This window comes from Acinetobacter sp. SwsAc6, from assembly GCF_013391565.1.
In the GTDB taxonomy this organism is placed as follows: domain Bacteria; phylum Pseudomonadota; class Gammaproteobacteria; order Pseudomonadales; family Moraxellaceae; genus Acinetobacter; species Acinetobacter cumulans.
Genome location: NZ_JACAXE010000001.1, coordinates 252592 through 271146 on the forward strand (window position 1 = coordinate 252592; position 18555 = coordinate 271146).

Consider the following 18555-nt stretch of genomic DNA (forward strand, 5'->3'; position numbering starts at 1 on the left):
AAAATTATGCCGATTCAAAAATGTAAGCCAACGTCTCCAGGACGTCGCTTTGTAGAGAAAGTGGTTCATGATCACCTTCACAAAGGCGCACCGTACTCTCCGTTGGTAGAAGCTAAAAAACGTACTGGTGGTCGTAACAACAACGGTCACATTACGACTCGTCACGTTGGTGGTGGTCATAAACAGCACTACCGTATCGTTGACTTCAAACGTAACAAAGACAGCATCCCAGCTGTAGTTGAACGTATTGAATACGATCCTAACCGTACAGCTCATATTGCTTTATTGAAATATGCTGACGGTGAACGTCGCTATATCATTGCACCTAAAGGCCTTCGCGCTGGTGATCAAGTACAATCTGGTAACGATGCTCCAATTCGTCCAGGTAACTGCTTACCACTTCGCAACATGCCAATCGGTTCTACACTTCACAACATCGAGCTTAAAATCGGTAAAGGCGCACAATTAGTACGTTCTGCTGGTACTTCTGCTCAGTTGTTAGGTCGTGACGGTTCTTACGCTATCATTCGTCTACGTTCAGGCGAAATGCGTAAAGTACACGTTGAATGCCGTGCAGTTCTTGGTGAAGTTTCTAACCAAGAAAGCAACCTTCGTTCATTGGGTAAAGCTGGTGCATCGCGCTGGCGTGGTGTTCGTCCTACCGTTCGTGGTATGGCGATGAACCCAGTAGACCATCCACACGGTGGTGGTGAAGGGCGTAACAAAGGTATTCAACCTGTAAGCCCATGGGGTCAAAAAGCTAAAGGGTACAAAACACGTACCAATAAGCGTACGACTAAGATGATCATTCGCGACCGTCGCGTTAAGTAACAAGTAAAGGAATCTGACAATGCCTCGTTCTCTGAAAAAAGGCCCATTCGTCGATGCGCACTTGTTCGCTAAGGTTGAAGCGGCTATCGCGGCTAATAACCGTAAGCCGATCAAAACTTGGTCGCGTCGTTCGATGATCTTACCGGATTTTGTTGGTCTAACAATTTCTGTACACAATGGCCGTAACCATGTTCCAGTAATCGTATCTGAACACATGGTTGGTCATAAACTAGGTGAATTCGCGCCAACTCGTACCTATCGTGGTCACGGTGTTGACAAGAAGTCTAAACGTTAATAGGTGCTATGATGGAAGTAACTGCTAAATTACGCGGTGCCGCTATCTCGGCACAAAAAGCACGTTTGGTTGCAGACCTTGTGCGCGGTAAATCTGTTGCACATGCGCTTAACATTTTAACTTTCAGCAATAAAAAAGCTGCAGTTTTAGTTAAGAAAGCATTAGAGTCTGCGATTGCAAACGCTGAACACAATAACAGTTTAGATGTAGACGATCTTAAAGTTTCTACGATCTACGTTGACGAAGGCATGAGCCTTAAACGTATTTTGCCACGTGCTAAAGGCCGTGCAGATCGTATTACTAAGCGTACTTGTCACATCACCGTTAAGGTAGGGGTTTGATATGGGTCAGAAGGTTCATCCAATCGGTATCCGCCTAGGTGTTGTGAAACGTCATAACGCTAACTGGTATGCGAGTCCGAAACAATACGCTGAATACTTGCTTAAAGATTTGCAGGTTCGTGAGTTTTTAACTAAAAAACTTAAGAATGCAATGATCAGCAATATTCTTATCGAACGTCCTACAGGCGCTGCTAAAATTACTATTAGCACTGCTCGTCCAGGTATCGTTATCGGTAAAAAAGGCGAAGACATTGAGAAACTACAACGCGAATTAACAGCTATTATGGGTGTTCCTGCGCAAGTTAGTATCAATGAAATCGATCGCCCAGACTTAGACGCTCGTCTAGTTGCTGAAGCAATTGCTTCTCAATTAGAAAAACGTGTTATGTTCCGTCGTGCTATGAAGCGTGCGGTACAAAACTCTATGCGTGCTGGTGCTAAAGGTATCAAAGTTGAAGTATCAGGCCGTTTAGGTGGTGCTGAGATCGCTCGTACAGAATGGTATCGTGAAGGTCGTGTACCTCTACATACTTTACGTGCTGATATCGACTACTCAACTATGCGTGCTGAGACTACTTACGGTACGATCGGTGTTAAAGTTTGGATCTTCCGTGGCGAGATCTTGGGTGGCATGAAACAAGTCATGAACCCAGCTCCTGCAGAAGAGCGTCCAGCTAAACGTGGTCGTGGTCGTGGTGAAGGTCAAGAGCGTCGTGGTCGTCGCAATGATCGTTCTGCTGAAAAAGGAGAATAATCCATGTTACAACCTAAACGTATGAAATTCCGTAAAGTGCAAAAAGGCCGTAACACTGGTCTTGCACATCGCGGTAGCTCAGTATCTTTCGGTACAATCGCACTTAAATCAATCGAACGTGGTCGTATGACTGCACGTCAAATTGAAGCGGCGCGTCGTACAATCAGCCGTCGTATTAAGCGTGGTGGTAAGATCTTTATCCGTGTTTTTCCAGACAAACCAATTACTAATAAACCATTAGAAGTTCGTATGGGTAAAGGTAAAGGTTCTGTGGAATACTGGGTTTGCGAAATCAAACCAGGTAAAGTCTTGTACGAAATTGATGGTGTTAGCGACGAGTTGGCAACAGAAGCATTTAAACTTGCTGCTGCTAAACTTCCGTTTAAAACCACTATCGTGACTCGGACGGTAATGTAATGAAAACTAATGATCTACGTGAAAAGTCGGTAGAAGAGTTGACAGCTTTGCTTGATGAGCAACAGCTTAACCAATTCCGTCTTCGTATGGCAAAAGCAACTGGTCAATTGGGTAAATCGCACGAAGTTGCGCTTACTCGTAAAACAATTGCTCGTATTAAGACCCTCCTTACCGAAAAACAGGGGAACGGACAATGAGTGAAAATACAGTCCGCACGTTAACAGGCAAAGTAGTAAGCGACAAGATGGACAAGTCTATCGTTGTGCTTATCGAACGCCGTGTTCAACACCCGTTGTATGGCAAATCAATCCGCCGTTCAACAAAATTACATGCTCATGATGAGAACAACACTGCTAAAATCGGCGACGTTGTAACTATCAAAGAAAGCCGCCCAGTTTCTAAAACTAAGTCTTGGACTCTAGTTGAAGTTATTGAAGCAGCTGCTGAGTAATTAACGTTCTAGTTGCATCATCGGTCAAATTCGAGTACTCTTTGAGCCTTTCGAATTTGTGACCGGTGATGCTCGGTTTTGGAGTAGGGCAATGATTCAGACCGAAAGTATGCTCGACGTAGCAGACAACAGTGGTGCTCGCCGCGTACAATGTATTAAAGTACTTGGTGGTTCACATCGTCGTTATGCGTCTGTTGGCGACATTATTAAAGTTACTGTAAAAGAAGCAATTCCACGTTCACGCGTTAAAAAAGGTGATGTGATGAATGCTGTTGTTGTACGTACAAAGTTCGGCATCCGCCGTGCAGACGGTTCAGTTATTCGTTTCGACGATAACGCAGCTGTTATTTTGAACAACAACAAAGCGCCAATTGCTACTCGTATCTTTGGACCAGTGACACGTGAACTTCGTACTGAACAGTTCATGAAAATTATTTCACTGGCTCCTGAAGTTCTATAAGAGGCAATCATGGCTAAGATTCAAAAAGGCGATCAAGTAATCGTGATCGCAGGTAAAGAAAAAGGCAAACAGGGTACTGTATTGTCTGTTTCGAATGACCAAGTGAAGGTTGAAGGCCTTAACTTAGTTAAGAAGCACCAAAAGCCAAACCGTGCTACGGGCGCTGAAGGTAGCATCGTAACTCAAGAGGCTTCGCTTCATATTTCTAACGTGGCAATTTTTAATGCTGCAACCCAAAAGGCTGACCGTGTTGGTTACCAAGTAGTTGAAGGCGTGAAAACTCGCGTATTCAAGTCATCTGGTGAATCAGTGGCGGCAGCGAAGTAATAGGTTGATTTAGGCTATGGCCAGACTTAAAACGCGTTACAACGACGAACTAAAAGCTCAGTTAAAAGAGCAATTAGACGTTAAAAATGTGATGGAAATTCCTCGCATTACTAAAATCACGATCAACATGGGTGTTGGCGCAGCTTCTGCTGACAAAAAACTCCTTGATGGTGCTCTTGCAGATATGCAAGCGATTGCTGGTCAAAAACCAGTTCTTACATTAGCTCGTAAATCTATCGCTGGTTTCAAAATCCGTGATGGTTGGCCGATCGGTTGTAAAGTTACTTTACGCGGCGAACAAATGTACGAATTCTTAGACCGTTTGATCTCTATCGCGATCCCACGTATCCGTGACTTCCGTGGTTTCTCTGCGAAATCATTTGATGGTCGTGGTAACTACTCAATGGGTCTTAAGGAACAAATCATGTTCCCTGAAATCGATTTTGATAAGATTGATCGTATTCGTGGTATGGATATTACCATCACTACGACTGCTCGCACCGATGACGAAGGCCGTGCGCTTATGCGTGCATTCGGCTTCCCGTTCAAATAAGAGGTCGATATGGCTAAGAAAGGTATGATTAATCGCGAATTGAAACGCGAAGCTACTGTTGCTAAATTTGCTGCAAAACGTGCTGAATTAAAAGCTACGATTGCAAATGTAAATGCAAGCGACGAAGAGCGTTTCGAAGCGATGATGAAATTACAAGCATTACCACGTAATGCGTCTCCAGTACGTCTGCGTAACCGTTGTGGTTTAACTGGTCGTCCTCATGGTTACTTCCGTAAGTTCGGTCTAAGCCGTAACAAACTACGTGATACAGTAATGCAAGGTGATGTACCTGGCGTTGTTAAGGCAAGCTGGTAAGGAGCACTATAAATGAGTATGCAAGATACCGTTGCCGACATGCTAACACGTGTTCGTAACGCACAAATGGCGAAGAAACAAACTGTTTCTATGCCTAATTCTAAGTTGAAGGTTGCTATTGCAAACGTACTTCAACAAGAAGGTTACATCTCTAACGTAGAAGTTGCAGACGCTGAAGGCAAAGCAACTTTAACAATTACGTTAAAATATTTCGAAGGCAAACCAGTTATCGAAACTGTGAAACGCGTAAGCCGTCCAGGTCTACGTCAATACCGCGGTAAAGATGCACTTCCTAGCGTTAAGCAAGGTTTAGGTATTGCAATTGTTTCTACAAGCAAAGGCATCATGACTGATCGCGCTGCACGTGCTGCGGGCATCGGTGGTGAAGTTATTGCTTTTGTTTCTTAATAGGTGATTCCTCATGTCTCGTGTGGCTAAAGCCCCAGTAACTGTACCTAACGGTGTAACAGTTACTCAGAACGGCCGGCAGGTCGAAGTGAAAGGCACTAAAGGTACTTTGTCTTTCAACCTGCATGCGCTGGTCGAGCTTAAACAGGAAGAAGGTAAACTTCAAGTTGCTCCAGTTAAAGAGTCGAAAGACGCTTGGATGCAAGCTGGTACTGCTCGCGCTGTCTTAAACAACCTTGTAAAAGGTGTTAGCGAAGGCTTCGAACGCAAGTTACAATTGATTGGTGTTGGTTACAAAGCTGCGGTTAAAGGTAACGTTGTTAACCTTAACCTTGGTTTTTCACACCCAATTGATTATGCACTTCCTGAAAGTGTGACTGCTGAAACTCCAACTGCAACTGAAATTATCCTTAAATCTGCTGACAAAGCAGCTTTAGGTCAAGTTGCTGCGGAAATCCGTGGCTACCGTCCACCAGAGCCTTATAAAGGTAAAGGTGTTCGTTATTCTGACGAAGTTGTACTTCGTAAAGAAGCTAAGAAGAAATAAGGCGCGAGGTTCTTATGAACGAAAAGAAACAATCCCGTTTGCGTCGTGCGAAAAGCACACGCTTGCACATTCGTGCATTGGGTGCGACTCGCTTGTGTGTAAACCGCACACCGCGTCACATCTATGCTCAAGTTATCTCAGCAGATGGTGGCAAAGTATTAGCTCAAGCTTCTACTTTAGATGCTACTTTACGTGCAGGTACAACTGGTAACGTTGAAGCAGCGAAACAAGTAGGTGCTTTAATCGCAGAGCGTGCTAAAGCAGCTGGTGTTACTAAAGTTGCATTTGACCGTTCTGGTTTTAAATATCATGGTCGTATCAAAGCCTTGGCTGATGCTGCTCGTGAAAACGGCTTGGAGTTCTAATCATGGCTAAAGTTGAACAAAACGAAGGTCTTGTTGAAAAGCTGGTTGCCGTTGATCGTGTAGCCAAAGTTGTTAAGGGTGGTCGTATCTTCTCTTTCACAGCATTAACTGTTGTGGGTGATGGTAATGGTCGCGTAGGTTTTGGTCGTGGTAAAGCACGTGAAGTTCCAGCTGCTATTTCTAAAGCACTTGAAGCGGCTCGTCGCAACATGATTACTGTTGACCTTGTTGATGGTACTGTTCAGCACCCTATCAATGCTCGTCATGGCGCTAGCCGTGTTTACATGCAGCCTGCTTCTGAAGGTACTGGTGTAATCGCTGGTGGTGCAATGCGCGCAGTTTTAGAAGCTGTTGGCGTACGCAATGTATTGACTAAATGCTACGGTTCTACTAACGCTGCAAACGTTGTAAACGCGACTTTTAACGGTCTGCGTGATATGACTTCTCCTGAGAAGGTTGCTGCGAAACGTGGTCTTACTGTTGAACAAATTCAAGGGTAATCAATCATGAAAACGATTAAAGTTACCCAGACTAAATCTTCATCGCATCGCTTGAAAAATCACAAGCTTAGCCTTAAAGGTTTAGGTCTGCGTCGTATTGGTCATACTGTAGAAGTGCTAGATACACCTTCTAACCGTGGTATGATCAACCAAGTCTACTATATGGTTAGTGTAGAGGAATAAGCCATGACTCTGCGTTTAAATACAATTGCACCTGCAGAAGGTGCTAAACGTGATAACCTTCGTTTAGGCCGTGGTATCGGTTCTGGCGTTGGTAAGACTGGTGGCCGTGGTGTCAAAGGTCAAAACTCGCGTAAGAGCGGTGGTACACGTCCAGGTTTCGAAGGCGGTCAAACAGCGTTATATCGTCGTTTGCCTAAATTCGGCTTCACTAGCCAAATGGCTTTGAAAACTGCTGAAGTACGTTTATCAGAACTTTCTAAAGTTGAAGGCGACATCGTGTCTCTAGAAACTTTAAAAGCTGCTAACGTTGTACGTAAAGACATGCTTCGTGCACGTATCGTACTTTCTGGTGAAATTACTCGTGCATTCACTGTACAAGGTGTTGCATTGACTAAAGGCGCTAAAGCTGCTCTAGAAGCTGCTGGCGGCAAAGTCGAGGAGTAATCCCCAGTGTCTATGTCTCCTAGCTCGTCAGGTCATGTTAACATGATGAAAGGTCAACCATTTCATGTGAAATACCGTGAAATTATTCGTCGTATGATGTTCCTCATCGGGGCGTTGTTGGTTTTTCGGTTAGGAGCGCATATACCAGTACCGGGCATTAATAATGCTGCGCTTGAAAACCTTTTTAATGCAAACCAAGGCACGATCCTTGGTTTGTTTAATATGTTTTCAGGTGGTGCATTAGAGCGGATGTCAATTCTTGCTCTAGGGATCATGCCATACATCTCTGCATCGATTATCGTGCAGTTGATGTCAACTGTGGTTCCTTCGCTTGAAGCTTTGAAAAAAGAAGGCGAACAAGGCAAGCGTAAGATTAACCAATATACACGTCAGGGCACGTTGTTCCTTGCACTTGTGCAAGCGATCGGGATGTGTGCGGGTCTAATTAGTCAAAATATTACTTTGACTTCTGGTCTTGCATTTTACGTTCCCGCTGTAACATCTTTAGTTGCAGGTACAATGTTCTTAATGTGGCTGGGTGAACAAATTACCGAGCGTGGGGTGGGGAATGGTATTTCCATGATCATCTTCGCTGGTATTGTTGCAGGTTTGCCGAACTTGGTTCTGCAATCATTTACTTCTATCGATAATGGTCAATCAAGTATGATTGGTTTGGCAGTTTTTGCTGTATTATCGATTGCAGTATTGGCAGCAATTGTGTTTATTGAGAAAGCGCAACGTCGTATTCCAGTAAACTATGCTCAAAAACAACAAGGTCGTCGTGTATTTACAGCACAACAGACACATTTGCCGTTAAAAATTAACATGGCGGGTGTGATTCCTGCGATTTTTGCAAGTTCATTGCTATTATTTCCTGCGAGCTTAGGTCAGTGGGTAGGTAGTCATGATGTTGATGCTGGTTTTATTAAGCGTGGCCTACAAGATTTGGCACTCGTTTTGTCGCCTGGACAGCCGTTGTATTTGGTGCTCTTTGGTGCGTTAATTATCTTTTTCTGTTATTTCTATACTGCGCTAGTATTTAGCCCTAAAGAAGTTTCAGAGAACCTAAAACGCAGCGGAGCTTATGTGCCTGGTATTCGTCCAGGTGAGCAAACTGCTCGTTACTTAGATCATATTCTCAATCGATTGACCTTTATCGGTGCGATTTATATCACAATCATCTGTTTAATGCCGATGATTCTACAAAGTTCGTTTGGTATTCCATTCAGCTTAGGTGGTACGTCTTTACTGATCGTAGTGGTTGTTGTGATGGACTTTATGGCTCAGCTACAAGCTCATCTCACATCGCATCAGTACGATAATCAATCATTAATGAGAAAAACGACTGCTCATCCTAAGGGATAAGCGCACTTGAGGTTTCATCATGAAAGTACAAGCTTCTGTAAAGAAAATTTGTGGTAGCTGTAAAGTTATCCGTCGTAATGGGGTTATTCGCGTAATTTGTAGCGCTGAACCTCGTCATAAGCAGCGTCAAGGTTAATCTGATCAAGACCTGTTGATTTCAGTAGGCTAATTAGGTTATTATCCGCCCCTCAAGATTTTTGTGGGGCGGTTGATTATCTTAACTGCCTTTTTGGAGAAAATTGAATGGCTCGTATTGCCGGTGTAAACATTCCGGATAACAAGCATGCTGTTATCTCTCTAACGTACATCTTTGGTGTAGGTCGCCACACTGCTAAGAACATCTTAGCTACTGTAGGTATCGCTACTACAACTAAGATTCGTGAATTAGATGACGCTCAGCTTGATGCGATTCGTGCAGAAGTTGCTAAGGTTCCTACCGAAGGTGACTTACGTCGCGAAATTTCCATGAACATTAAACGTTTAATGGATTTAGGCTGCTACCGCGGTCTTCGTCATCGTCGCAGCTTGCCTGTCCGCGGTCAACGCACCAAAACTAACGCACGTACCCGTAAAGGTCCGCGCAAACCTATTAAGAAATAAGATTTCTGGAAGCTAAAAGATGGCTAAAGATACTCGCACACGCAAGAAGGTCACTCGTACCGTCTCTGAAGGTGTTGCACACATTCACGCTTCTTTTAATAACACCATTGTGACTATTACCGATCGTCAAGGTAATGCACTGGCTTGGGCTACCTCTGGTGGACAAGGCTTCCGTGGATCACGTAAATCAACTCCGTTCGCTGCTCAGGTAGCTGCTGAAGTTGCTGGTAAAGCAGCTTTAGACTACGGTTTGAAAAACTTGGACGTCCTTGTAAAAGGTCCTGGTCCAGGTCGTGAATCTGCGGTTCGTGCTTTAGGTGCAGTGGGTTATAAAATTAACAGCATTACCGATGTGACGCCAATCCCGCACAACGGTTGCCGTCCACCTAAAAAACGTCGCGTGTAAGGAGAAACATTCATGGCTCGTTATATTGGTCCAAAATGCAAACTCTCTCGCCGCGAAGGGACAGACCTGCAATTAAAATCTGGCGTAAAACCATTTGACGTCAAAACAAAAAAAGCTGCTAAAGCACCTGGCCAACATGGCGGCGCTCGTGGTGGCAAACAATCTGAGTATTCACTACAATTACGTGAAAAACAAAAAGTACGTCGTATGTACGGTGTTTTAGAACGTCAATTTAGTAACTACTACAAAGAAGCTGCTCGTGTTAAAGGCGCAACTGGTGAAAACTTGTTGAAATTGCTTGAAAGCCGTCTAGATAACGTTGTTTATCGCATGGGTTTTGGTTCTACACGTGCAGAAGCTCGTCAGCTTGTATCTCACCGTTCTATCACTTTAAATGGCCGTCGCGTTAACATCGCGTCTATCCAAGTTAAAGCTGGTGACGTGATTGCAGTTCACGAAGGCGCTAAACAACAATTGCGTATCAAAAACGCAGTTGAATTAGCTGCTCAACGTGGCATTCCTTCTTGGATGGAAATTGACCATTCTAAATTGGAAGGTACGTTCAAAGCTGCTCCAGATCGTTCTGATTTACCTGCTGAAATCAACGAAAGCTTGATTGTAGAATTGTATTCTAAATAATCCTTGAGGTAGCAATAATGACGCGTACTGCAAATGAGTTTCTAACTCCGCAAGCGATTAAGGTCGAAGCGGCAAGCGGGACCTCGGCAAAAGTTATTCTAGAACCCTTAGAGCGTGGCTTTGGTCATACTCTTGGTAATGCTTTACGTCGCATCCTACTTTCTTCTTTACCTGGCGCTGCTGTGGTTGAAGTTGAAATTGAAGGTGTCGAGCACGAGTACAGTACTTTGGAAGGCTTGCAGCAGGACATCGTCGAGCTCTTGCTGAACCTAAAAGGATTGTCTATTAAGCTGTTCGATCAAAATGAAGCTTATTTGACATTAGAGAAACAAGGTCCTGGCGACGTAACTGCCGCTGACCTTCGTTTACCTCATAATGTTGAAGTGGTTAACCCTGAACACTTGATCGGCACTCTAAGTGCTACAGGCAATCTTAAGATGCGCCTGAAAGTTTCTCAAGGTCGTGGTTACGAGACTTCTGATTCACGCTTCCCAGAAGGCGAAACTCGCCCAGTGGGTCGTTTACAATTAGATGCTTCTTATAGCCCTATTAAACGTGTGTCTTACACAGTGGAAAACGCTCGTGTAGAACAACGTACAGATCTTGATAAACTGATCATTGATCTTGAAACAAATGGTACTGTAGATCCAGAAGAAGCGATCCGCAAAGCGGCAACAATCTTGCAACAACAAATTGCAATCTTTGTTGATCTTCAGAAAGATCAAGCGCCAGTTGCTCAAGAACCTCGTGAAGAAGTTGATCCAATCTTGCTTCGTCCAGTAGATGATCTAGAGCTTACTGTTCGTTCTGCTAACTGTTTGAAAGCAGAAAATATTTACTACATTGGCGATCTTGTTCAACGTACTGAAGTTGAGTTGTTAAAAACTCCTAACTTAGGTAAAAAATCGTTGACTGAGATTAAAGATGTTCTAGCTTCGAAAGGCTTGCAGCTTGGCATGCGTTTAGAAAACTGGCCACCAGCTAGTTTACGCATGGACGACCGCTTTGCCTATCGTAGCCGTTAATTAAGTAGGACTATCACCATGCGTCATCGTAATAGTGGTGTGAAATTAGGCCGTACAAGCAGTCACCGTAAGGCGTTGTTCCAAAACTTAACAAATGCTTTAGTTGAGCATGAGTTAATTAAAACAACTTTGCCTAAAGCGAAAGAACTTCGCCGTGTTGCTGAGCCTTTAATCACTTTAGCTAAAAACGATACTGTTGCAAACCGCCGTTTAGCGTTTGCTCGTACTCGTTCAGCAGCAACTGTTGGTAAATTGTTTACCGTTCTTGGCCCTCGTTACAAAGAACGTAACGGCGGTTATCTACGTGTTCTTAAAGCGGGCTTCCGTGCGGGTGATGCTGCACCGATGGCTTACGTTGAGCTTGTAGATCGCGAAGTTAAATAATTTCGCACAAGAATAGCGTTAGTTGTTCTAAGAAAGACCGGCTTTTAGCCGGTCTTTTTTTGCCTAAAAATTATTAGACAAAAATAAGTGTTGTCCTTAAATGACACGGAATTTATCAAATTTTATCAAACTTGACATTGCGTATTGTCAAATATGTGCTTTAATAAAACCATAAAACTGAGATAGGTTAAAAGAACAATATGGAAAAGCAAGTTGATATTCTGATTGTTGGTGCTGGTATTTCTGGTATTGGTATTGCAGCGCATTTATTAAAGAATTGCCCGCAGCGTTCATTTGAAATTATTGAACGTCGTGAAAGTTTTGGTGGTACGTGGGACTTATTTAAATATCCTGGTATTCGTTCAGATTCGGACATGTCAACTTTTGGTTTTAATTTTAAACCTTGGCAAAAGGCCAGTGTTTTGGCTGACGGTGCTTCAATTAAAGGGTATTTGTCTGAAGTTATTGACGAAAATCAGTTGGCACAGAAAATTCATTTTCAGCATCGTGTGCTGAGTGCAAATTATGACTCGAACACGAAAAAATGGTCAGTTGAAATTGAAAATGCGGACAATAAAAAAGAAACTTGGATTGCAAATTTTGTCGTGGGATGTACGGGCTATTACAACTATGACAAAGGTTTTCAACCTGATTTTCCAAATCAAAGTGCATTTAAAGGTCAGTTTATTCACCCACAGCATTGGCCTGAAAATTTAGATTACAAAGGCAAAAAAGTAGTCATCATTGGTAGTGGTGCAACTGCAATTACCCTCGTACCAGCAATGTCTAAGGGTGGCGCTGGTCATGTAACGATGCTACAACGTTCGCCAACCTATATTGCATCTATTCCTTCGGTGGATATGATCTATGACAAAATGCGTAAAGTGTTGCCTGAAGATTTGGCTTATAAATTAACACGTGCACGTAATATTGGTGTGCAGCGTGCTGTATATGCAGTCGCTCAAAAGCAGCCTGAGTTGCTTCGCAAATTCTTATTGCAATCTATTAAAATGCAGTTAAAGGGTAAGGTGGATATGAAACACTTTACGCCTAAATATAATCCTTGGGATCAGCGTTTATGTGTTGTTCCAGATGGTGACTTATTTAAGATTTTGCGTGAAGGCCGTGCAAGTGTAGAAACGGATCAAATTGAGAAGTTTACTGCCAAAGGTGTTCAGTTGAAGTCTGGTAAACATTTAGATGCAGATATTGTAATTTCTGCGACAGGTTTAAATATTCAAATTTTAGGTGGAATTAAAGCGACGATTGATGGTAAGCCATTGAACACTTCTCAGCATATGCTATATCAAGGTGTGATGGTCAGTGATGTGCCAAATATGGCGCTAATTATTGGCTATATTAATGCGTCTTGGACTTTAAAAGTGGATATTGCTGCTGAATATATCTGTCGTTTGCTGAACTATATGGATGAGAAAGGCTATAACGAAGTTTTACCACAAGGCGATGCAACACAAATTGAGCAAGATACGGTGATGGGAAGTCTCAGCTCTGGTTATATTGCGCGTGCTGCGGATGTCATGCCGAAACAAGGTAAGAGTGGACCATGGCGTGTAACCAATAACTATTTGGCAGATCGTAAAGCGTTGAAAAAAGCTGGTTTTGAAGATAGTGTGCTCAAATTCAGTAAGAAATCAGCTGCTTCAGTGACAAAGCCTCGTTTAGTCTCTTAAGAGAATTTTATGAGGTATTAAAATCACTTCATTATAAGCTGGATATGAGAAGGAGCTCTAAGAGCTCCTTTTTTTATGAATTCTGCGTTCAGTAATTTAACTTTGCCTTAAGTATAGATTCGGACAAGATGTATGTAGGACATAAATCGAAGTAGTGTAATGGATATTCAAACACAGCATTATCAAGTGCCTTTTGGCACTTTGTTATTAAACGCGCGTTCTTGGCAATCGGTTGATGTAAATGCTGAATTGGCACCCATAATTTTGTTACACGATTCTTTAGGAAGTGTGGGTTTATGGCGAGATTTACCTGCGCAATTGGCACATCTTTCAAAGCGTAAAGTCTATGCCTATGATCGTTTAGGCTTTGGATTGTCTGATGCATGTATGGCCTTACCTGCACTGGACTTTGTGCTCAGTGAAGCACAGCAGGCTTTTCAGGCTGTGATTGACTATTTTCAGCTCTCACATTTTGTGGTGATGGGGCATAGTGTGGGTGGTGCTATGGCATTTGCCATTGCGGCTCAAGAAGCAGAGCGCTGTGTAGGTTTAGTGAGTATTGCAGCCCAGTTTGAAGTAGAAGAGCAAACAGTGCAGGGGATCATGCTTGCAAAAAAAGGTTTTCAACAAGCAGGTCAATTGGAACGCTTAGAGAAATACCATCCACAGAAGGCACAGTGGGTATTAGATGCATGGACGGAAACCTGGCTTGCACCTGAGTTTCAAAGCTGGAATTTGGCCACAGTCTTGCCAAAAGTAAGCTGTCCAAGCTTGATTATTCATGGTGAATTAGACGAATACGGCAGTATAAATCAAGCACAGCAATTATTTGATGGTGTTGATGGTCGCGCTGAAATGCATATTTTAGAAGGGTTGCATCATTTACCGCATAAAGAGCAACCTGAGCTGGTTTTGCAGATTATTCAAGAATTTCTCAATGAGCTGTTTTAATCATAGTTACTTGTAAAATGAGAACAGCAACGCTGAACGAATTGCGTTGCTGTAGCAGGATAGGCTAGGGGTTTAGAGATTAGAGCGTACGTGAAATTAATTCTTTCATAATTTCATTGGTTCCTGCGTAGATTCGATTTGCACGGTTGTCGATATAGGCACGTGCAATTGGATATTCAAGCATATAGCCATAGCCACCATGGAGCTGTAGGCACTCATCTACAACCTTTGAGAACATTTCTGAAATTTTGTATTTGGCCGCTGCTGCTGCATCAATGCCGAGTTCTTCTTTGAGTTGTAACTCCATGCATCGGTCTAAGTAGGCACGACAGAAGTCAATTTCAGTACGCAATTCAGCGAGTGTAAAACGACTGTTTTGGAAGCTCCCAATTGCTTTGCCAAAAGCTTTACGCTCTTTGGTGTACTTGACGGTATGTGCAAAAGACGCTTCTGCACCTGCTTGGCAAATAATTGCGACCAACATGCGCTCCCAAGCCAGCTCTTTCATTAGCATCATAAAGCCCATGCCTTCCATACCCAGTAAGTTTTCTTTAGGTACACGCACGTTATCAAAAAACAGTTCGCAGGTATCTTGACCTTTCATGCCGATTTTGTTGAGTGGCTTGCCTTTGCTAAAGCCTACGCGATCTGCTTCAACTAAAATTAAGGATAAGTTTGCAGAACCTTTTTCAGAGTGACCTGTTTTACATACCACAATGGCCATATCACATAGATAACCATTGGTAATAAAAATCTTAGAGCCATTAATAACATAGTCGTCGCCATCTAGTACGGCGGTTGTACGTACAGCTTGTAAATCTGAACCTGTGCCTGGTTCAGTCATCGCAATGGCGGTAACTGTTTCGCCAGTGGTCATTTTAGGTAACCAAAATTGCTTCTGTTGTTCATTACCAAAATTATAAATGTAATTGGCCACAATATCTGAATGCAGAGAAAAACCTGTTGAAGAATCCATGGCATAGGCTTGTTCTTCAATCAAGATCATGCTGTACAGACGGTCTACCCCAGAGCCACCATAGGCTTCAGGCATGGTGGTACACAATAAACCTAGCGCACCTGCTTTATTCCATATATCGCGATCCACATGTTGTTGTTGTTCATATTTTTCAATATTTGGCACAACTTCTTTTTCATAAAATTTGCGTACAGTATCGCGGAATGCTTCATGATCAGCATTAAACAGTTTGCGCGGTAGCATATTGAGAATAGGGCGAATCGCTCCAGATTGCATGTGAATTATCCTTATTGTGTGTGCGTGTATTTGAAAATTATAAGAATGTACAGTTGTCAGCAATGTGCTGAATGCTCAATTGCAGAAAATTTACTGATGCTTTCGGTCAATCTTGTGAAAAGGTGTCAATTAACAGGGCTGAATAAGGTAAAATAACGGCGTTTAAATCTAACATTGGGGAATGCGATGACTGATGACATCAGCTTGGAAGAACGCAAAGTAATTTACCGTGCGCGACGCGGTTTAAAAGAAATTGATGTGTATTTTGATCCCTACGTAAAAAATTACTACTTGCAAGCAGATCAATTTGAAAAAGACATGTTTGCAGAGTTGGTTGCGCAGGAAGATCCAGATTTATTGGATTGGTTTATGGAAGTAAGTGAACCGCCACGCCCAGAATTACGTGATTTTATTCAGAAGTTAAAACACTACGTTCATGGATAAGCGTCATTTTCAGCTGAAACCTAGTCTGATAGCGCTAGTGTTTCAGTTTGCCATTTTTGCGGTTTTAATGACCTTGCTCTATCAGGTTTTAGCCATCTGGCTTTGGTGTGTGTTTCTGCTATTGGGCTTGGTCATCTATGCTTTATTTTATCGCCGGCGCCCCAATATTAGTGCGCTGGAATATCTGGATGGTCGTGATTGGACCTTGACCAAGTACGGTCAGCCACAGCGTGTGCAAATCAGTCATATTATTGATCATCAAGTGTATATCGTGGTGTATTTTCAGCATGCACGTACAAAACCAATGATTATTTGGTGTGATCAAGTCGCCTTCAAACAGTGGAAGTCATTGAAAGTATTGGCCAAAATGATCTAATTGTTAGACAGACTAAATTTTTAAAAAATCATAAAAACAATAAAAATCAATTGAATATAATGCATCTCTCACAATGTTGTCAGACAGACTGCTGAATAGTTGGCAGAAAATATAAATTGTCTGACAATTATTGTGCTGTCTATTTTTTGATACATGTACATTAACTCTACCAACAGCGAAATGAGGAGTCTCTTATGGACTATCCAACTTGGATGCTTCTGGCAGCTGCGATTGTTATGGCAATTGTAGTAGGACGGCTAGGAACGGTGCTGAAGGAACGAATTGCACAACATGATTAGCGTTTAGGCGCTAGACCCTTAATAAGTAGCATGTGCTGAACCGTCGCAATGCTGCTTTTTTTTGCCTAAAATTTGGCATCCTCTTCATTCCAGTCAATTGCAACGCATTAAAATAATGGCACAGTGTAGACTCAAATTAGAGTAAATACTCTTTTAAACAGAAAACGCTTCTGATATGTTTGTCGAGATGGACATAAACAAAATTATAGAGGACAGGAATATGTCGAACGTCCAACGCATTTGCCAAGGTGTGGCAGTCGCAATAACAACTACATTTTTATTATCTGGCTGTTCACAAGTGATCAAGACAGGTGCCAATGTGGCATTAGGTTTTACAGAAAATCATATCGTACCGCCAATTTTAGCCATGGATGATGCAGAAATGATCTGCAACACCGGCAACTCTTTGACGCCTGCGATTATGGCGACTAAAGATATGGGTGCAGATCCAACACGTGTGGCTGTACTTATGTACTCAGCTTCTGGTATGTGCGCAGAGCAAAAAGCTTTAGATGCAGAGTTACGTTATCTTCGAGCATCTAAATCAAATCAAGTGACTGAAGCACAGGATGCACGTATAGAGCAAAAACGTTGGGCGGGTTTAGCGGCACAGCGTCAATATACAGGCTATCAATTGTTCCAATCACGCTATGAAAAGAAATACAAAAAAACATTGGGTGATGGCTGTGCCAAAATGAACAGTGATATAGAGCAGACTGTTTATTTATTGGGCATGTTAAGTGGCTTACAGGCCATGACCAATGATATTAACTCTGGTGGTGCAGTGAATGTACCTAAAGATATCGCAGCCGTGGTTGAGCGTGGGATGACCTGCTTAAATAATGAAAAATTTTGGGGTGCGCCTAATGCAACGCGTGCTGTGATTTGGACCTTATTACCCGGGGCGGGCGATGATAAGCCAGATCCATACCAAACTTTAAAACAATCAATGACGATTGGTGAGCAAAAAGGCGTCCGCTTACCGCATGCGATGTATGCCGTTGCAGCACAAGCCAGTGGTGACGATGCTAAAATTCGTGATGCTTTGAAGAGTTTTGCACAGGCACGTTCAGATGAAAAACCAGTCAATCCACAGTTTAAACTGATTGATAGTATGGCTGAGTTGATGGTGAAAGGTATTTCAGATCGCTATTGGACTGAGCATACAGGTACACGTACAGCAGATGATGGCATGCAACGTTTCTGGGATGATAGTGGCTCTTCTTCTGATTTAGATGATTTATTTGAAGAGGGTAAGTCACAGTAAATATGAGCCTCAGAAATAGAACCGAAGTGAATTGCTAAGTGTAAGACCTTAGCGCAAACATAACGGAGTAAGGTACATGCAAGATCAATTTTTAATTCGAAAAATTGTTTTTTTAGCAGTATTTGTATCTTTTTCTGCCTGTTTGCAAGTGTATAAAGATGCATTCATCTACTGGCAAGATGGGCTGTTTAGCGAATTTTGGCGCTTATGGACAGCTCATTGGGTTCATGTGGGATGGATGCATTATTTTTTGAATATGCTGGCATTTATCTGTTTGCCATTTATATTTCCACGCGCATCGCTCTGGCACTTTGTAGCCTTGCTCTTGGCACTTCCGCCTTTAATTAGTCTCAGTTTTTACTTTTTTCTACCCGATATAGAAGCTTATGCGGGGCTTTCTGGAGTGCTGCATGGGGCTTATGCATCTATTGCTTGTGTACACTTGTTATATAAGCGTGAGCGACGCTTTGCTGCATTTGTACTGTTATTAATTTTGTCAAAATTGGTTTGGGAAAATACCTTTGGCACTATGGGGACAGCTCAACTTATAGGAAGTCCTGTATTGGTCGAAGCCCATTTATTGGGGGTGATTTGGGGTATTGTACTGGCCGTTATCTATGTAATTGGGAGTTATTTCATTGCAGAGAAATGATGAGTAGAGAAGT

The 18555-nt window shown here is 42.6% G+C and carries 31 protein-coding genes; 30 read left to right on the top strand and 1 reads right to left on the bottom strand.

Features of this window, described 5'->3' with window-relative positions; all coding sequences use genetic code 11:
• The first annotated feature begins 6 nt into the window (after positions 1–6).
• The 26 genes from rplB (at position 7) to HYG93_RS01305 (ending at position 14252) form a co-directional block, all read left to right on the top strand.
• Positions 7–831, top strand: coding sequence for a 50S ribosomal protein L2 (gene rplB / locus HYG93_RS01180; protein WP_067762915.1), 825 nt, complete (start codon positions 7–9; stop codon positions 829–831).
• A gap of 19 nt (positions 832–850) precedes the next feature.
• The gene (gene rpsS / locus HYG93_RS01185) at positions 851–1126 is read left to right on the top strand and encodes a 30S ribosomal protein S19 (protein WP_004281508.1); all 276 of its coding nucleotides are present in this window, start codon (positions 851–853) and stop codon (positions 1124–1126) included.
• A gap of 11 nt (positions 1127–1137) precedes the next feature.
• Positions 1138–1467: a 50S ribosomal protein L22 gene (rplV, locus tag HYG93_RS01190; protein WP_106984033.1), complete on the top strand. Its 330-nt coding sequence runs from the start codon at positions 1138–1140 to the stop codon at positions 1465–1467.
• Between the two features lies 1 nt (position 1468).
• Complete coding sequence (gene rpsC, locus HYG93_RS01195; RefSeq protein WP_106984034.1) at positions 1469–2221, top strand: 30S ribosomal protein S3; 753 nt, start codon at positions 1469–1471, stop codon at positions 2219–2221.
• A 3-nt stretch (positions 2222–2224) separates the two neighbouring features.
• Positions 2225–2638, top strand: coding sequence for a 50S ribosomal protein L16 (gene rplP, locus HYG93_RS01200; protein WP_106984035.1), 414 nt, complete (start codon positions 2225–2227; stop codon positions 2636–2638).
• A complete protein-coding gene (gene rpmC / locus HYG93_RS01205; protein ID WP_005012982.1) occupies positions 2638–2835 on the top strand; it encodes a 50S ribosomal protein L29 in 198 nt (65 codons plus the stop codon). The genes rplP and rpmC overlap by 1 nt, the downstream gene beginning before the upstream one ends.
• Complete coding sequence (rpsQ, locus tag HYG93_RS01210; protein ID WP_106984036.1) at positions 2832–3089, top strand: 30S ribosomal protein S17; 258 nt, start codon at positions 2832–2834, stop codon at positions 3087–3089. The genes rpmC and rpsQ overlap by 4 nt, the downstream gene beginning before the upstream one ends.
• 91 nt (positions 3090–3180) lie before the next feature.
• Positions 3181–3549: a 50S ribosomal protein L14 gene (rplN, locus tag HYG93_RS01215; protein ID WP_106984037.1), complete on the top strand. Its 369-nt coding sequence runs from the start codon at positions 3181–3183 to the stop codon at positions 3547–3549.
• Between the two features lie 9 nt (positions 3550–3558).
• The gene (gene rplX / locus HYG93_RS01220) at positions 3559–3876 is read left to right on the top strand and encodes a 50S ribosomal protein L24 (RefSeq protein WP_106984038.1); all 318 of its coding nucleotides are present in this window, start codon (positions 3559–3561) and stop codon (positions 3874–3876) included.
• A gap of 16 nt (positions 3877–3892) precedes the next feature.
• Complete coding sequence (gene rplE / locus HYG93_RS01225) at positions 3893–4429, top strand: 50S ribosomal protein L5 (protein ID WP_106984039.1); 537 nt, start codon at positions 3893–3895, stop codon at positions 4427–4429.
• Between the two features lie 9 nt (positions 4430–4438).
• Entirely contained in the window at positions 4439–4744 is a 306-nt protein-coding gene (gene rpsN / locus HYG93_RS01230) for a 30S ribosomal protein S14 (RefSeq protein WP_106984040.1), read from the top strand.
• 12 nt (positions 4745–4756) lie between these two features.
• Positions 4757–5152 carry a 30S ribosomal protein S8 gene (rpsH, locus tag HYG93_RS01235; RefSeq protein ID WP_053579514.1) on the top strand — a complete coding sequence of 132 codons (396 nt, stop codon included), beginning with the start codon at positions 4757–4759 and terminating at the stop codon, positions 5150–5152.
• Between the two features lie 13 nt (positions 5153–5165).
• A complete protein-coding gene (gene rplF / locus HYG93_RS01240; RefSeq protein WP_106984041.1) occupies positions 5166–5699 on the top strand; it encodes a 50S ribosomal protein L6 in 534 nt (177 codons plus the stop codon).
• 14 nt (positions 5700–5713) lie between these two features.
• Complete coding sequence (gene rplR / locus HYG93_RS01245; RefSeq protein WP_106984042.1) at positions 5714–6064, top strand: 50S ribosomal protein L18; 351 nt, start codon at positions 5714–5716, stop codon at positions 6062–6064.
• A gap of 2 nt (positions 6065–6066) precedes the next feature.
• Positions 6067–6564, top strand: a complete 498-nt coding sequence (gene rpsE / locus HYG93_RS01250) for a 30S ribosomal protein S5 (protein ID WP_004786901.1) — start codon at positions 6067–6069, stop codon at positions 6562–6564.
• Between the two features lie 6 nt (positions 6565–6570).
• Positions 6571–6747 carry a 50S ribosomal protein L30 gene (rpmD, locus tag HYG93_RS01255; RefSeq protein ID WP_081406804.1) on the top strand — a complete coding sequence of 59 codons (177 nt, stop codon included), beginning with the start codon at positions 6571–6573 and terminating at the stop codon, positions 6745–6747.
• Between the two features lie 3 nt (positions 6748–6750).
• Positions 6751–7191, top strand: coding sequence for a 50S ribosomal protein L15 (rplO, locus tag HYG93_RS01260; protein ID WP_106984043.1), 441 nt, complete (start codon positions 6751–6753; stop codon positions 7189–7191).
• Positions 7192–7236: 45 nt separating this feature from the next.
• A complete protein-coding gene (gene secY, locus HYG93_RS01265) occupies positions 7237–8556 on the top strand; it encodes a preprotein translocase subunit SecY (RefSeq protein ID WP_171356346.1) in 1320 nt (439 codons plus the stop codon).
• Positions 8557–8575: 19 nt separating this feature from the next.
• The gene (gene rpmJ / locus HYG93_RS01270; RefSeq protein WP_000867907.1) at positions 8576–8692 is read left to right on the top strand and encodes a 50S ribosomal protein L36; all 117 of its coding nucleotides are present in this window, start codon (positions 8576–8578) and stop codon (positions 8690–8692) included.
• Positions 8693–8799: 107 nt separating this feature from the next.
• Complete coding sequence (gene rpsM / locus HYG93_RS01275) at positions 8800–9156, top strand: 30S ribosomal protein S13 (protein WP_106984045.1); 357 nt, start codon at positions 8800–8802, stop codon at positions 9154–9156.
• Positions 9157–9175: 19 nt separating this feature from the next.
• Positions 9176–9562, top strand: coding sequence for a 30S ribosomal protein S11 (rpsK, locus tag HYG93_RS01280; protein WP_001040166.1), 387 nt, complete (start codon positions 9176–9178; stop codon positions 9560–9562).
• Between the two features lie 12 nt (positions 9563–9574).
• On the top strand, positions 9575–10201 hold the full coding sequence (gene rpsD / locus HYG93_RS01285; protein ID WP_004691294.1) for a 30S ribosomal protein S4: 627 nt from the start codon (positions 9575–9577) through the stop codon (positions 10199–10201).
• A 17-nt stretch (positions 10202–10218) separates the two neighbouring features.
• On the top strand, positions 10219–11226 hold the full coding sequence (rpoA, locus tag HYG93_RS01290; protein WP_106984046.1) for a DNA-directed RNA polymerase subunit alpha: 1008 nt from the start codon (positions 10219–10221) through the stop codon (positions 11224–11226).
• Positions 11227–11244: 18 nt separating this feature from the next.
• Positions 11245–11610, top strand: coding sequence for a 50S ribosomal protein L17 (gene rplQ, locus HYG93_RS01295; RefSeq protein ID WP_004641032.1), 366 nt, complete (start codon positions 11245–11247; stop codon positions 11608–11610).
• 200 nt (positions 11611–11810) lie between these two features.
• Positions 11811–13301 (top strand): NAD(P)/FAD-dependent oxidoreductase, encoded by a 1491-nt coding sequence (locus HYG93_RS01300; protein ID WP_106984047.1) that lies wholly within the window; start codon positions 11811–11813, stop codon positions 13299–13301.
• A 159-nt stretch (positions 13302–13460) separates the two neighbouring features.
• Entirely contained in the window at positions 13461–14252 is a 792-nt protein-coding gene (locus HYG93_RS01305; protein ID WP_106984048.1) for an alpha/beta fold hydrolase, read from the top strand.
• 79 nt (positions 14253–14331) lie between these two features.
• Here the strand turns inward: HYG93_RS01305 and HYG93_RS01310 are convergent, their stop codons facing one another.
• A complete protein-coding gene (locus HYG93_RS01310) occupies positions 14332–15504 on the bottom strand; it encodes an acyl-CoA dehydrogenase family protein (protein ID WP_106984049.1) in 1173 nt (390 codons plus the stop codon).
• Positions 15505–15690: 186 nt separating this feature from the next.
• Between HYG93_RS01310 and HYG93_RS01315 the strand changes: the two genes are divergently transcribed.
• The 4 genes from HYG93_RS01315 to rrtA all read left to right on the top strand — a co-directional run bounded on the left by HYG93_RS01315 (position 15691) and on the right by rrtA (position 18542).
• Positions 15691–15948 (top strand): succinate dehydrogenase assembly factor 2, encoded by a 258-nt coding sequence (locus HYG93_RS01315; protein WP_106984050.1) that lies wholly within the window; start codon positions 15691–15693, stop codon positions 15946–15948.
• On the top strand, positions 15941–16324 hold the full coding sequence (locus HYG93_RS01320) for a protein YgfX (RefSeq protein WP_106984051.1): 384 nt from the start codon (positions 15941–15943) through the stop codon (positions 16322–16324). Before HYG93_RS01315 ends, HYG93_RS01320 begins: the two co-directional genes overlap by 8 nt.
• A 519-nt stretch (positions 16325–16843) precedes the next feature.
• A complete protein-coding gene (locus HYG93_RS01325) occupies positions 16844–17890 on the top strand; it encodes a hypothetical protein (protein WP_106984052.1) in 1047 nt (348 codons plus the stop codon).
• 76 nt (positions 17891–17966) lie between these two features.
• The gene (gene rrtA / locus HYG93_RS01330; RefSeq protein ID WP_178961684.1) at positions 17967–18542 is read left to right on the top strand and encodes a rhombosortase; all 576 of its coding nucleotides are present in this window, start codon (positions 17967–17969) and stop codon (positions 18540–18542) included.
• Positions 18543–18555 lie beyond the last annotated feature (13 nt).